This window comes from Catenulispora pinisilvae, assembly GCF_015356865.1.
Taxonomy (GTDB): domain Bacteria; phylum Actinomycetota; class Actinomycetes; order Streptomycetales; family Catenulisporaceae; genus Catenulispora; species Catenulispora pinisilvae.
This window is the reverse complement of sequence record NZ_JAAFZA010000026.1, coordinates 58,066-71,971: the sequence shown is the minus strand read 5'-3', so window position 1 is coordinate 71,971 and position 13,906 is coordinate 58,066. Positions and strand designations below refer to the sequence as shown.

Sequence of the window (13,906 nt, the reverse complement as noted above, 5' to 3'; positions counted from 1 at the left end):
AGACACAGACCCACCGCCACCGGAAGCCTGTTGAAACACCACCCCCAACTTTTGATATGGTTGACCCAACGCGAGCGGATCAACGCGGCGAAAGCCGCAGGTCGCCGCAACACTCGTCCGAGTGGCGGAATGGCAGACGCGCTAGCTTGAGGTGCTAGTGCCCGTTAAGGGTGTGGGGGTTCAAGTCCCCCCTCGGACACTCGCTGTAACCCCATTAATGTCAGGGTCGAGATTCATCTCGACCCTGACATTTTTTGTTCCGGGCGCGTAGGTGAGCCGCAGGTCAAGCTCCGAGTAGAGTCGCGCCTTCTCCTCGCGCCCGGCCCGTTGAATGGCCTCCCTGTGGGGCTCGGAAATACGAATCGGGGGTTGACCTGCGGTCAGGCGGCGATTTGGTACTCGTGGGTTAGTCCGCCGAGGATGGTCTTCCGGCGGATTCGGTAGTTGGCGAGGTTGATCGGCGTTGGCGGGCCGGTCTCGGCTTGGGTCGGGGTCAGCTGGTCGAGCCCGCGGTGCGGCCTGGCCTCGTTCCGGTGGGCGAGATAGGTCGTCAAGGTGCGGCGCAGGTGGTCTTCGTTGATGATCAGCATCCGGTCGAGCAGTTCGCGTCGTAGTTCCCCGATGGCCCTTTCGCAGATCGCGTTCGATCGAGGGGCTCGGGGCGGACTCTTCAGGATGCGGATTCCCTCGTCGGCGAACACGGCGTCGAAGCCGTCGGTGAACTTGGTGTCGCGATCGGCGGATCAGGAACTTGAACTTCCTGCCCCGCTCGGCCAGGTCGATCAGGACGTTGCGGGCGGCCTGGGTTGTCCACTCTCCGGTTGGGTGGGCGGTCACGCCGGCCAGGTGTGCCCGACGGGCCCCGTGCTCGATGAGGATCAGGGCGTACAGGCGTTTCAATCCGATCGTGTCTACATGCACGAAGTCGATGGCGAGAATGCCGTGGGCCTGGGCGGTGAGGAACTGCTTCCATGTCGGGCCCGAACGCCGCGGTGCCGGATCCAACCCGGCCGCGTGCAGGATCTCCCACACCGTCGAGGAAGCGATCTGGTGGCCGAGCTTGATCAACTCGCCCTGGATGCGGCGATGGCCCCACAGCGGATTGTCCTTCGCCATGGTCAGCACGAGCTTCTTGACCGCCGCGGCAGTCGGCGGCCTGCCGGGTTTCCGCCGGGCGCTGTAGTCCCACTTGCGGGCGACCAGCCGGCGGTGCCAGGCCAACACCGTCGCCGGGCTGAGGCGGGAACACCTGAGCCCAACGCCGACGCGGGATCAGCGATGAGAGGGCCGCGAACCAGAACCGGTCGACCGACTCGTAACGGGCTCGGTGGATTTGACGGCGCAGGACTGCATTCTCGTGGCGCAGCACCAGCAGTTCAGCGTCCTTGGACACGTCACTGCGGAACAAGACGGCCACGGAACCCAGAACATGGCGGGTTGCACGGTACGCAAGCGACAAGAACATCAGGCCAGGATCGCAGCTCGACAACCACAGGCCAGCCGCGCCCAGGTCACAGGCCCGATCGCATTTCCGAGCCCTACAGCCTCGGCGGGAGTCGGGCGCCTGGCCGTCGGACTCTTGATCCGGCGGTCGCAGGTCGAATCCTGCCGGCGAAACGTTCGCGCGATCTGTCGAGCCGCCGGATCTCACGCGCATTCAGCGGCGACGGCCAGGTGATACCCGCCGCAGGCTGGACGAAGTCCGGATGGTCAGCACGGACTTGAACACCACCTCGTGTGGCGGCGGGGTCGAGCCGGCGACGCGTGACAGCAGCAGTTCCACCGCCTGCTGCGCGATCGCCTCCGTGGGCTGCACGATGCTGGTCAGGCCGATGAACTCGGCGAGCGGCATATCGTCGAACACCACTACCGCCAGGTCCTCGCCGAGGTGCCGTCCGGTGTCCGCGAGCGCTGCCAGACTGCCGGCGATCATCGGCCCGTTGGTGATGACCAGTGAGTCGGGGGAGTGCTCCCGGATCACCTCGGTGATCAGCCCCTTGGTCTCCTTGTGCAGGGTCGCGACGTCGCCGCCGGTGACCTGGCTGTGCACGATTAGGCCGGGGTCTTCCGGGATCTGGTGATCGGTCAGTGCGTCGCGGTAGCCGCGAAGCCGCTCCGCGGCGGTCGTGGTGTGCTCCGGGCCGACGAGCACGGCGACCCGGCGGCAGCCCTCCCGTACCAGCAGGTCCACCGCCTTGTGCACCGCGTGCGCGTTGTCGACGAGGACCGTGTCGAGATCGGCGGTGCGCAGCCTGCGGTCGACGCTGACCACCGGGATACCCGCGGCCAGCGCCACGTCCACCGAGGAGGCCTTCTCGTCGGCAGGGGTGAGGATCAGCCCGGCGACCTGCTCGGCCACCAGCACGTCGAGGTAGCGGCGTTCCAGGTGGAGGTCGTCGTCGCTGTTACACAGCACCAGGGAGTAGCCGTTGTCTGCGGCTGTGCGTTCGGCGGCGCGCGCCACCGCGGTGAAGAACGGGTTCTGCACATCGGAGATGATCAGCCCGAGAGTGGTCGAGACCTGGGTGCGCAGGCTCCGGGCGACGCGGTTCGGCCGGTAGCCCAGGGCGTGACTGGCTTCGAGTACTCGCGCGGCCACGTCCGCGTTGACCGGGCGGGCACCGCTCAGCGCCCGCGACACCGTGGCGGTGGAGACGCCTGCCAACTGGGCGACCTCCTTGATGGTGGCCATCTCACTCCGCTTCGCGATCCGCCGCTTGAGAGCGGCCGCTCCCGGGTGCCCGCGCAGACGACGTGTCTTGACGGTACCGGGTAGCGCCCTTAGCTTATGTAAACGATTACCGATCATAGCGTGCCAGCCTGCTCCTGCGAGAGGATCTGACCTTGCGGCCAGCCCCCAGTCAGCCCGCGGACATCTCCCGCCTTCGCGATGTCCGGACCCGATCGATCTCTCCGGAGAATTTCACCGGCGCCAAGGGCGGCGGTGGCCGAGCCACCGAGGGCACCGGGGCGTCGTGCGCGCGCGAACTCGGACGTGGCTGGAAGATCTCCCCGAGCGTGGACATCGCGCCGCACCAGATCTTCGAGCTGGCCGCGGTCGACGAGGCGGCCGTCATCACCCACATCTGGCTGACGACCCATCGCGACCACTGGCGCACGCTGGTGGTGCGCGCCTACTGGGACGGCTGCGACGAGCCGGCCATCGAGGTGCCGCTCGGCGACTTCTTCGCGAACGGCTGGGGCACGTTCGCGCAGGTCTCCTCGCAGATGATCGCCGCCAATCCGCACGGTGGCTTCAATTCCTACTGGCCGATGCCCTTCTCCCGCTCCGCCAGGCTCACCCTGGAGAACCTCTCGGACGAGGCGGCCACTGTCTATTACCAGATCACCTACGAGACCGGCGGCGACGTCTCCGGCCTGGGCTACCTGCACGCACAGTATCGCCGTTCCAACCCGCTGCCGGAACGGGAAACGCATCCGATCCTGGTCGACATCCATGGTCGGGGACATTACGTCGGCACCTACCTGGCCTGGGGCGTCAACAGCCCCGGATGGTGGGGCGAGGGCGAGATCAAGTTCTACCTGGACGGCGACAAGCAGCAGCCGGACGGCTCCTTCCCGACCATCGCGGGCACGGGAACCGAGGACTACTTCGGTGGTGCATGGAACTTCGACGTGCCCGGCCGCGGCTACACCGAGTACAACACTCCCTATCTCGGCATGCCCCAGGTGCTCCGGCCGGACGGCCTGTACCGCTCGCAGCAACGCTTCGGACTCTACCGCTGGCACATCGCCGACCCGATCCACTTCGAGGAAGACCTCTCGGTGGACATCCAGGCGCTCGGCTGGATGTCAGGACACCGCTACCGACCGCTGCGCGACGACATCGCCTCAACAGCCTGGTTCTACCTGGATCGTCCGCGCGCCAACCGTCCGGAGTTCTTGGCAGCCGACGCACTGGAGATCGCCGGCGAACCGATGGACCCGCTGACCTGACCCCAAGGAGTTCCGCATGAGCGAGACCATCCCACGTCGCGATATCGAGTGGCCGGTGGTCCGCCGGTACCGGGGCGCCGAACTGACTCGGATCGCCATGCCGATCGGCGGCATCGGCACCGGCTGCGTCAGCCTCGGCGGCCGGGGTCAGCTGATCGACTGGGAGCTGTTCAACCGCCCGGCGAAGGGTTTCAATCCGGATTCCTTCTTCTGCGTCAGGACCTCGCAGCCAGGGGCGTCAGGGGCGTCACGCGGTGAAACGCAGGCCCGCGTGCTCGAAATCGGGCTGAGCGACGCAGAGTTCGACGGCCCGCACGGCAGCCCGGCGGCGCTCGCCGGGCTGCCCCGCTTCCGGTCCGGCGAGTTCGCCGCGGCCTATCCCTTCGGCCAGGTCACCATGACAGACCCGGACCTGCCCATCGAGGCGACGGTACGCGCCTTCAATCCGCTGGTTCCCGGCGACGCGGAGGCCAGCGGCCTTCCGGCGGTGAGCTACCAGGTCCGCATCCGCAACACGTCGGCCGCCGAACTCGAGGTGAGCGTCTGCGGCACCCTGCGCAACGTGGTGGGGCGGGAAATCAGTGGCGAGCTGCCGAACACCAGCTCCTTCACGCTCCGCCAGCTCCAGGGAGCGACAGTTCTGCTGGGGACCGCCGCCGCGGTGCCCGCCGATCACGAGGCGGCCGGGACCGTCGCCCTTGCCGCGCTGGGCAGCCCGGCCGACAGCCACCGGCTCGGCTGGGCGCGCCGGTCCTGGGGCGATTCGCTGCTGGACTTCTGGGACGACTTCGCGGCGGACGGCCGACTCGATCCGCCTGACCAGACCGCCGCCGCGGCCACCGGCTCGCTCGTCCAGACGCGGCGTGTACCGCCGGGCGCCTGCGTCGACTTCGGCTTCCTGATCACCTGGCATTTTCCGAACCGGCGCGGCTGGACGCACCGTTATCAGGGTCCGCCGAATCACAGCCACAGCTCCGACATCGTCGGCAACCACTACACCGGCCGGTTCGCCGACGCCCTGGATGTGGTGCGCCAGTTCGCGCCGAAGCTCGGGGAGCTCGAACAACGCACAGAGCAGTATGTAAGCACGGTGACCACGTCGAGCCTGCCGCCGGTCGTGCAGGACGCTGTGCTGTCGAACGCCGCCGTGCTGAAGTCTCCCACCTGCTTCCGGATCGCGGACGGCACGTTTCTGGCCTGGGAGGGCTGCAATCCCGACAGCGGCAGCTGCCACGGTAGTTGCACGCACGTCTGGAACTACCAGTACGCGTTGGAGCAGCTGTTCCCGGAACTGGCCTGGTCCATGCGGGAGGTGGAGTTCGCGCACGCGCTGGACGAGCGCGGCATGATGAGCTTTCGGGCCGGCCTTCCGCTGGCCACAGAAGGCACCGGCTGGCCAGTGGCGGCGGCCGACGGCCAGATGGGCGCGCTGCTCCGGCTCTACCGCACATGGCAGTTCACCGGCCGGACGGATTTGCTTGAGCGACACTGGCCCGCGGCCCGCAAAGCGATGGAGTTCGCCTGGATCCCGCTGGGTTGGGACGCTGACCGCGACGGTGTCATGGAGGGCTGCCAACACAACACCATGGACGTGGAGTACTACGGGCCGAGCGGCGTCAACCAATCCTGGTACCTGGCCGCGCTCGCCGCCTGTGTCGAGATGGCCGAGCTGGTCGGAGACCGCGAGTTCGCCGTCACCTGCGGTGAAATCCTGGCCCTCGGTGCCGCCGGAACCGACGCCGACGTCTGGAACGGCGAGTACTACCAGCAGCGGATCATCCCGGCCGGCTCGGCTGACCGCATCGCGCGGGGCCTGCGAATCCGCTACGACGGGGACAACCCGGACGTCGGCTCCGACGATCTGGCGGATCCGGACCTGCAGATCGGCGCGGGCTGCACCAGCGACCAACTCGTCGGCCACGCCGCCGCGCTGCTCTGCGGCCTGGACACCGGACTCGATCCCGGGCACACCGCCGCCGCGACGCGCGCCGTCGCTCGGCACAATCACCGCGGGGAGTTCTTCTCGCATGTCAATCATTTGCGAACATACGCACAGGGTGACGAGCACGGGCTGCTAAACTGCGCTTTCCCGCGGGGTGATCGGCCGCTTCGGCCGTTCCCGTACTGCGACGAGGTGTGGACCGGCCTTGAATACACGGCGGCCATCGGGCTGGCGCTGCTCGGCGATCGGGCTTCGGCCGAGCATGCGGTGGCCGACGTCCGGGCCAGGTACTCCGGTCGCCGTCGCAACCCGTTCAACGAAGTGGAGTGCGGCGATCACTACGTCCGCTCGATGGCCTCCTTCGGACTGGCGCACGCCTGGCCTCGCACCGTGGTGCAGGTGGCGACGGGATCCATCGAGCTCGATCCGTTGCCGGGCCGCTGGCCGGTGATCGTCGGGCCGCTGGTCGGGCAGGTCGAGGTCGCCCGCGTGGGAGGTGAGGTGAGGGCACGGTTCGTCGGTTCGGCGCCCGGAAAACCCGTTGCCGTGCGCGTTCGAGCGCGCGCCTAGTCGACGATACCGAGAAAACGATTACCCAGCGATTGCACCGTCTGATCCTGGGAGTATTGACGGGCCAGTGAGCCGATGCTTGGATATCCAGCACCACTCCTGGTAATCGATTGCCTGACCGCCGCACAGATGCTTCCGGATGGACTCCTGGAAGCGGGCGGACGACGCGACGCCGGGTCTGCCCCGAGACTGCCGTCCGGGGCACCCTCTGCGACCCGAAAGGAATCACGGTGGAGCTCGACAGAACGGATCACCCGACGGCGGTGAACTCCTCGATCTCACGGCGGCGCGCATTACAGCTCTTCGGGGGCGCGGCCGCGGTCGTGCCGGCGATCAGCGCCCTCGCGGCGTGCGGTTCGGGCGGATCCGGCGGCGGATCGGCGTCGCTGAGCCTGATCTACCTCGGCGATGCCACCCAGCAGAAGGCGTTCGAGCAGCTGTTCGCCGCGTTCAACAAGACGCACCCGACGATCAAGATCGCGGCCCGCGGCATCGCGGCGGGCGATTGGGCGACCTTCGCGAGTACCGTTTCCACCCAGATCGCCGGCGGCAAGGTGCCGGACATCATCGATGTGGCCACCGAGGGCCAGGGTCTGCTGGCCTCCAAGGGTCTGCTGGAGCCGCTCGACCCGTACATCGCCAAGGACCAGCAGGTCGTCGACGACTATTTCGGTGACGCGGACCCCAAGTTCAAGGAGATGACCACCAAGTACGGTTCGGTGGGTGGCAAGACATACTTCATCCCGGGCGGCTACAACCCCGTGCTGATGTACTGCAACACCGACGTGTTCGCCAAAGCCGGGGTCGACCTGCCGGCGAGCGACTGGACCTGGGACGAATTCATGCAGGCCGGCATGCAGATCAAGAGCAAGACCGGCGCCTTCCTGCTGCCCCTCGGCTACAGCTTCCCGTTCGTCGACATCATGCCCTGGCTGCTCACCAACGGCGCCAGCACGCTGAACGCGGACTGGAACACCTCGACCTTCGACTCGGCGGCGGCCGTCGAATCAGCCACCTTCGTGAAAAGCCTGCTGGACTCCGACCTGTCGCCGAAGCCCGGTGGCGCCTTCGACGCCGCGGCGCAGATGGCCAAGGGCAAGCTCGCCACGCTCGGGGGCGGCCGCTGGCCGACTCTGGACATGCGCCGCCTCGGCCTGGTCGACAAGGTGCGCATCGTGAACTGGCCGACCAAGACCCAGCAGGGCTCCCCGATCGGTTGGGACGGTTGGCCGATCCTCAAAGCATCGAAGAACAAGGACGCCGCCTGGACTTTCCTGAAATGGATGATGTCCAAGGAGGCTTCGGAGTTCTACGCGCAGATCGGCGGCACCAACGTTCCCGCGCGCGAGTCGGTGGCCGACAGCCCGGCGTTCCTGAGCGATGCGCCGCAGGGCACTGATCTGATCGCGAAAGCCATGTCGTACGGCACCGCTATACCGTCGCCGAACCAGGGCGCGCTGACCCAGGCCGCGATCACCAAGGGCTGGCAGGCCGCCATCACCGGGACCATGCCGGTCGCCGATGCCCTCTCGCAGGCGAACAAGACCCTGAGCACGCTTCTATGACGACCGCTCAGCCGTCGTCGCAGGTGGCGCCCGCGCTCGATCCTCGGGATCGGGGGCGGACACCACGGCCGGCCGGCCGTGGTTGGGTCGGCTATCTCTTTCTCAGCCCGGCCCTGTTGCTGTTCGTCGTCTTCATCGCGGGCCCGTTCGTGGCCGCCATCGTGCTCGCGTTCTTCAGCTGGGACATGCTGACTCCGGCCAAGTTCAACGGGGCCGGCAACTTCACCGCGATGTTCCACGATCCGCTGCTGTACAAGGCGCTGGCGAACACCTTCATCTTCGCGCTGGCCTCGGTGCTCACCCACCTTGTCGGCGGCCTGCTCCTGGCGCTCGGCGTGAACCGGGTGATGAATCGGGCGCTGGCGTATTTCGTACGCACCGCCGTGTTCTTCCCGTTCGTGATCTCCTGGGCGGCCGTGGCGCTGCTCTGGAAATATGTCCTCGACCCGACTTTCGGCATCTTTCCCTACTACATGGGCCGGGTCGGCATCCACGCGCCGGACTGGTTCACGGATCCGCACTGGGCCCTGCCCGCGATCATCGGCATCGACTTCTGGCACACCATCGGATTCACCTTCGTGATCATGCTCGCCGGGTTGCAGACAGTGCCCAAGGAACTGATCGAGGCGGCCAGGGCGGACGGCGCCAACCCCCGGCAGATCCTGTGGAACGTGACGATCCCGATGATGTCGCCGACGATCTTCTTCGCCACCGTGATCACTTTCATCGGTGCGTTCCAGATCTTCGATCCGGCGCAGATCATCACCCCGGACGGCGGCCCGGACAACGCCACCACGACGATCGTCATGTACCTGTACCAGAAGGGCTTCCAGTCATTCCAGGTCGGCTACGCGTCGGCTGTGTCCCTTCTGGTGTTCCTGGTGATGATGATCGTCACCCTGCTGCAGTTCCTCGGCGCCAGAAAGTGGGTCCACCAACAGTGACCACGACCGAAGCCACCGTCGCCGGCGCGGCGACCGCCCGGCCCCCGCGGCCCCCGCGCCCGGGCCGCCTCCTGGTCAGCCTGCTGCTGCTCGTCGTCGGCCTGCTGATGATCGCCCCGCTGGTGTGGCTCGTCGTGGAGAGCCTCACCAACGAGAATTCCGCCTTCGGCCTGCCGCCGAACTGGATTCCCAGGCCGTTCACGACCGAGAACTTCCGGAGCATCTCAGGGCTCATCCCGTTCGGGCAGATGGCGGTCAACAGCCTTGTGGTGGCGGTCATCTCCACCGTCGGCTCGATGGCGGTCAGTGTGCTGGCCGCCTACGCCTTCTCCCGCCTGAAGTTCCGCGGCCGGGACGGCATCTTCCTGTGCATGCTCAGTGCTCTGATGGTGCCGGCACAGATGACCGTGATCCCGGTGTTCATCTTGATGCGGCACCTGCACCTGATCGACAACCTGGCCGCGCTGTGGCTGCCGGCTCTGATAAACGTGTTCTCGATCTTCTTCTTCCGGCAGTACTTCAACACCATCCCACGGGAGTTGGACGAGGCGGCGCGCATCGACGGCGCCGGGCACCCGTGGATCTTGTTCCGGATGATACTGCCGCTGTCCGGGCCCGCGGTCGCGGCCATGTCGATCCTGGCTTTCGAGGCGTCCTGGAACAACTACTTCGGCCCGCTGATCTTCCTGTCCACCCCGAGCCGCATGACGCTCCCGATCGGCCTGGTCACCTTGCAGAGCGGTCAGAACAACGGCGCGTCGGTGGTGGTGTTCGCGGCGATCGCCGCGGTGACGATACCGGTGCTGGTCGTGTTCCTGATCTTCCAGCGCAGCTTCGTGGCCAGCGTCGCCTCCGTGGGTATCAGAGGATGAGCGGCCAGGGAACGATGACGGCTCAGAGACGAATGGGTTCCGACGCGGAGAACCGCGCGCTCACCGGGCTGCTTCGCGGGCTGTGGCCCAGCTTGCCCGCGCTGCTCCTCGGCAGCGTCGCGGTCTGCCTGGCCGGTGTGGTCACCGAGCTGATCGCTCCGGGCATCAGCCCCGTCGCGGTGCTGCTCGCGGCATTGCTGGTTTCGCCGTTTCTCCTTGCGCTGATGGGCGTGCTGGATGAGGTGGGAGTCCACGGCGAGGCCGGCGTGGCCACGTGGTGGCACACGCTCCACAACCATTGGCGGTTCGCCGTCAAGCATGCGCTCCCAGCGGCCGTACCCATGGCGATCGCACTGGTCTCGCTGCGAATCTGGGTGCGAACCTCCAGCCTGCTGGTGCTGCCGTCGTTGGCGGTCACCGGCGGGTGCGCGGTGGTCGGCGGGCTCGGCCTGCTCGCCGTGCTGTCGCTCGGCGTGGCCCGCCCGGACCTGCGCGGGCGCCTGCTGTGGATCTGTGCCCTGCACCTGATCGCCCGTCAGCCGCTCCGCTTCCTGGCCGCACCGTGCGTGGCAGGCCTCGGCATCTGGGCCGCCACGCACTGGACGGCCTCACTGCTTCTCCTGGTGCCGGCGCCCGCAATGGTGATGACCGTGGCCGCGGTGCGCACGACCCTCCTGCGATTCGCAGCATCACAGTGAGCTGATTTGACTGGCGCCGTTCAGACGCCCGGCATGGCCTGGACGCAGAGCGGGCTGGCTGGGGACCAGGCAGACGCGCCGTAGGAGTTCACGGCCTGTACCTGAACGCAGTAGGCCTGAGCCGGGATGACCGTGATCGAGGTGCTGGTGCCCGGCACCGTGACCGAGGCCGGTGGATTCGGGACGAACTCTTGGGTGGATTTCACCACGTAGCCGGTCGCGCCCGGATCGGCGTCCCAACTCACCGCCATCAGTGCTGCCGTCCTGGGTGTCGGGGCGCATAGCGACGTCCGTTACCGCCGCCGGGGCGCTGCCGCCGGCCGGTGGCGTGGAGGGGGAGTGGGTCGGTGGCGGTGTGTGGGATGTCGGAGCTTTCGTGGGCGTACTGCTGCCGTGGCCGTCGGCGGGCTGGCTGGACGTGGTCGGGCCCGGGCCGCGTCCGCTGGTGCGGACCCCGCCGCTGCTGCTTGGACTATCGCCGCCGTTGTCGGCACCCGTGCCGTTGCCTCCGACCGGGGTGTTCGGCGTGGATCCGGACCCTGATACCGGAAGGTGGCCACCCCCGGGCTGGATCGTGTCGGCGGCCCATGCCGGCCCCGGGCACCGGTGTCCTTCGCGGAATCACAGCGCGCAGTAGGCGTTGACCAGGGCGGTTTGCGTATCGTTCTGGCCCTTGGTCCCGCCCTCGGTCCCGTGGTACTCGTTGCCCATCATGAGTACCTGCTGGGTGCCGTCGGCGTTGGAGAACCAGTAGCTGTGGTAGCCGAGCACCGCACCGTCGTGGTACCAGACGGTCTTGCCGCAGGGCAGTTTCTCTTGGGCGATGCCGAGCCCGTAGCCGTTCCCGGCGCCGTTGCCCTCCGGCACGAGGGTCTCCAGCTCGGCGGTCTGTGCGGCGGGCAGGAGCCGGCCGCCGATCAGGGCCTGGACGAAGGTGGACAGGTCGGGGAGGGTGGAGACGATCGCCCCGGCCGCGCCGAACATGGTGATGTTGGAGTAGGTGCCGTCGAAGCCCCAGAAGTCGTTGTAGCCGTGCAGGAAGTCACCGGTCAGCTGGTTGGTGGCCGGGAAGCTGGTGCCGGTCAGGCCGAGCGGCTGGATGATCCGGTTGGTGATCTCGGTGCCGGGGGTGTTCCCCGTGACGGCCTGGATGATCATGCCGGCCAGCACGTAATTCGTGTTGGCGTAGGCCCAGGTAGCGCCCGGGGCGGAGACCGGTGCCCGGGAACCGAGCGCGGTCGAGACCAGGGTCTGCGGCGCGTAGACGGCATTGGGGCTGATGTTGGCGAAGTAGTCGATCCCGACCAGACCGGCGTCGGCGCCCGTGTAGTCGGGCAGCCCCGAGGTGTGGTTCAGCAGTTCCCGGATGGTGATGTTCGCACCGCTGTACCCGTTGGAGTCGACGACGCCCGGCAGCCACTTCTCGACGCTGTCGTCGAGCGAGAGCTTGCCCTCGGCCTCCAGCTGCAACACGACCGCCGAGGTGAAAGCCTTGGTGAGGCTTCCGATCCGGAACTGCCCCTGCGGATCGGCAGTCGTCTTCGTGGCTGAATCGCCATACCCGGCCGACACGTACTGCACCGTATTGCCATCACGAATCATGCCGATCACCCCGGGATAGCCATCAGCCACCCCGGTATTCGTCCCCGCCTGCAAAATCGCCGCGGCACTTGGTACATCGGCGCGTGCGGTGGTCGCCCCGACCGTCGGAACTATGGTGGATATCGCGAGACATGCGGCGGCCAGCTTTATGTGAGAACGCAAAGAATCCATCCCCTTGGGTGTATCAGTACTCGCTTACCGGAACGACATCCTACGGACGGGGCACCTCGCGGCTGCCAGGGTAGTGAATCCAAGCTCGGCCGTTATACTCCTTCTCCCGTATTTCGACCGGGATGAAGGCATCCGTGCCAGACTCGTACTTGTCGCAGCCCGCGATCTCCTCGCCGTAACGCTGTGAAAAGATCGCGGCGATGGGCACGTTGTTCGGGGCGTCCGCTATGGCGGTGCGCAACAATGTCGCATTAAGCAGACAGAGCAGAATCTCGAACGGGGTGTTTGAGGCGCTGCCATGGCTGTCCCGATGAATCTCGTCGGCGTGCAGCGCGACCCGGAGGCGGATGCGGAGGTGCTCCGCGGCCCACTCGTTGTACGACAGCAGGAGGGCCGTCAGCCCAGGCAGTACCCGGTCTAACAGTGTCCGCTTCCGGAAACCTGATGGCACGACGAGTCGGCAACCGTCAGTGGTGTTCCACCGCGTGCAACTGTCCCAGTCCATTCCGCCCGCGTGGAAAGCCCCACGGCAGGCCGATTCCAGGAACTGGCGGATCTCCAGCCGGTCCTGCTCTGTGCGGCCGGACGGGGCAGCGATATCGCAGGCCATCAGCATGCGGTATTCGTGGGCTGCTTCCATGATTCCTCCTGGACGTGGGCGCCGGGTCGTGGCGAACTCTGGATGTGGTGCACGCACGAAGCGGCGAGCAGAAGGAACAACACGAGGGCGAGCGCCGCCAGGAGGCAGCCGCGGATCGCCTGCAAGTCTGTCGGCACGAGCTCCGCTCGACCGGCCGGCAACGCATCGGCGTGCTTCTCGCAGTAGTGATCGGCAAGCTGCCTGGCCCCCCGCTCCCGGGGAAGGCGCGGAGTCCGGTACCGGCAGTCCGCACACGAGTAGCGGCAAGCAGCACTCATCGCCCCTCCCTCCGACTGGGACCCCTCGGCCGTGCAGCCCTATTCGGCCCGACTCGGCAAGACTGCTGGCGTGCTGCTCACAGGGCCAGGCCGCAAGGCGGCAAACAACCGGCCAGATAAGGCCGGTCGTTGTCCATTACTGTGTGCTGACTTGGGGTGAGGTGCGGCAAGGGGGATCAGTGTGACTGAGGGGATCGGTCGAGCGGAGGTACTGCGAGCTCTGCGCCGCCAGGCCGGGATGACTCAAGAGGAGTTGGCCGAGGCGGCCGCGGTCGCGGTGCGCACCGTCCGGCGGTTGGAGACCGGGGCGGCCACGGACTTCAGGATCAGCACGGTGCGGATGGTCGCCAATGTGCTGGCCGACGCGGTGCACCGGGACCGGGATGAGGTTTGGCGCGAGCTCGACGGTTCGTCGAGGCAACGCGATGCCGCGCCGGCTCCGGGACTGGCTCCGGATCCGGCTCCGGGACTGGCTCCGGGACTGGCTCCGGACCAGGCGTCCCGCCATGCCGGACCGATCCGGCCGCGGCCCGGCCTCGGCGGGCTCGATGAAGTAGCGGCCGCCCTCGCTCGGAGCGTCCAGGACCGGTGGACCCGAGAAGAGGAGCAGCGGCGGATCCATGATCCGAGGCCGTTGCTGGTGCGCTGGCACGCGGCGCGGACCGGG

Annotated in this window: 10 protein-coding genes, 1 tRNA gene and 2 pseudogenes; 8 read left to right on the top strand and 5 right to left on the bottom strand. The window is 67.3% G+C overall.

Annotated elements, in window-relative coordinates:
* Window positions 1–115: 115 nt before the first annotated feature.
* Window positions 116–199, top strand: a tRNA-Leu gene (locus tag IZR01_RS10090).
* Between the two features lie 181 nt (window positions 200–380).
* On the opposite strand, the pseudogene IZR01_RS54145 reads toward IZR01_RS10090, so the two are convergent.
* Window positions 381–1,465, bottom strand: a pseudogene (locus IZR01_RS54145) (integrase core domain-containing protein).
* 192 nt (window positions 1,466–1,657) lie between these two features.
* Window positions 1,658–2,692 (bottom strand): LacI family DNA-binding transcriptional regulator, encoded by a 1,035-nt coding sequence (locus tag IZR01_RS10080; RefSeq protein ID WP_194923694.1) that lies wholly within the window; start codon window positions 2,690–2,692, stop codon window positions 1,658–1,660.
* A gap of 152 nt (window positions 2,693–2,844) precedes the next feature.
* Between IZR01_RS10080 and IZR01_RS10075 the strand changes: the two genes are divergently transcribed.
* The 6 genes from IZR01_RS10075 (at window position 2,845) to IZR01_RS10050 (ending at window position 10,548) form a co-directional block, all read left to right on the top strand.
* A complete protein-coding gene (locus IZR01_RS10075; RefSeq protein WP_194923693.1) occupies window positions 2,845–3,957 on the top strand; it encodes a glycoside hydrolase family 172 protein in 1,113 nt (370 codons plus the stop codon).
* A 16-nt stretch (window positions 3,958–3,973) separates the two neighbouring features.
* Window positions 3,974–6,469: a GH116 family glycosyl-hydrolase gene (locus tag IZR01_RS10070; protein WP_194923692.1), complete on the top strand. Its 2,496-nt coding sequence runs from the start codon at window positions 3,974–3,976 to the stop codon at window positions 6,467–6,469.
* 230 nt (window positions 6,470–6,699) lie between these two features.
* Entirely contained in the window at window positions 6,700–8,034 is a 1,335-nt protein-coding gene (locus IZR01_RS10065) for an ABC transporter substrate-binding protein (RefSeq protein WP_323746968.1), read from the top strand.
* The gene (locus IZR01_RS10060; protein ID WP_194923691.1) at window positions 8,031–8,978 is read left to right on the top strand and encodes a carbohydrate ABC transporter permease; all 948 of its coding nucleotides are present in this window, start codon (window positions 8,031–8,033) and stop codon (window positions 8,976–8,978) included. Before IZR01_RS10065 ends, IZR01_RS10060 begins: the two co-directional genes overlap by 4 nt.
* On the top strand, window positions 8,975–9,850 hold the full coding sequence (locus IZR01_RS10055; protein ID WP_323746093.1) for a carbohydrate ABC transporter permease: 876 nt from the start codon (window positions 8,975–8,977) through the stop codon (window positions 9,848–9,850). Before IZR01_RS10060 ends, IZR01_RS10055 begins: the two co-directional genes overlap by 4 nt.
* A 32-nt stretch (window positions 9,851–9,882) precedes the next feature.
* On the top strand, window positions 9,883–10,548 hold the full coding sequence (locus IZR01_RS10050) for a hypothetical protein (protein WP_194923690.1): 666 nt from the start codon (window positions 9,883–9,885) through the stop codon (window positions 10,546–10,548).
* 20 nt (window positions 10,549–10,568) lie between these two features.
* Here the strand turns inward: IZR01_RS10050 and IZR01_RS10045 are convergent, their stop codons facing one another.
* The 3 genes from IZR01_RS10045 to IZR01_RS10035 all read right to left on the bottom strand — a co-directional run bounded on the left by IZR01_RS10045 (window position 10,569) and on the right by IZR01_RS10035 (window position 12,961).
* Window positions 10,569–10,799: a fibronectin type III domain-containing protein gene (locus IZR01_RS10045; protein ID WP_194923689.1), complete on the bottom strand. Its 231-nt coding sequence runs from the start codon at window positions 10,797–10,799 to the stop codon at window positions 10,569–10,571.
* Between the two features lie 370 nt (window positions 10,800–11,169).
* Window positions 11,170–12,150, bottom strand: coding sequence for a serine hydrolase domain-containing protein (locus IZR01_RS10040; RefSeq protein ID WP_194923688.1), 981 nt, complete (start codon window positions 12,148–12,150; stop codon window positions 11,170–11,172).
* A 211-nt stretch (window positions 12,151–12,361) separates the two neighbouring features.
* Window positions 12,362–12,961 carry a hypothetical protein gene (locus tag IZR01_RS10035; RefSeq protein ID WP_194891756.1) on the bottom strand — a complete coding sequence of 200 codons (600 nt, stop codon included), beginning with the start codon at window positions 12,959–12,961 and terminating at the stop codon, window positions 12,362–12,364.
* A 516-nt stretch (window positions 12,962–13,477) separates the two neighbouring features.
* Between IZR01_RS10035 and IZR01_RS54140 the strand changes: the two are divergent.
* Window positions 13,478–13,537, top strand: a pseudogene (locus IZR01_RS54140) (hypothetical protein); the annotation flags it as partial.
* Between the last annotated feature and the right edge of the window lie 369 nt (window positions 13,538–13,906).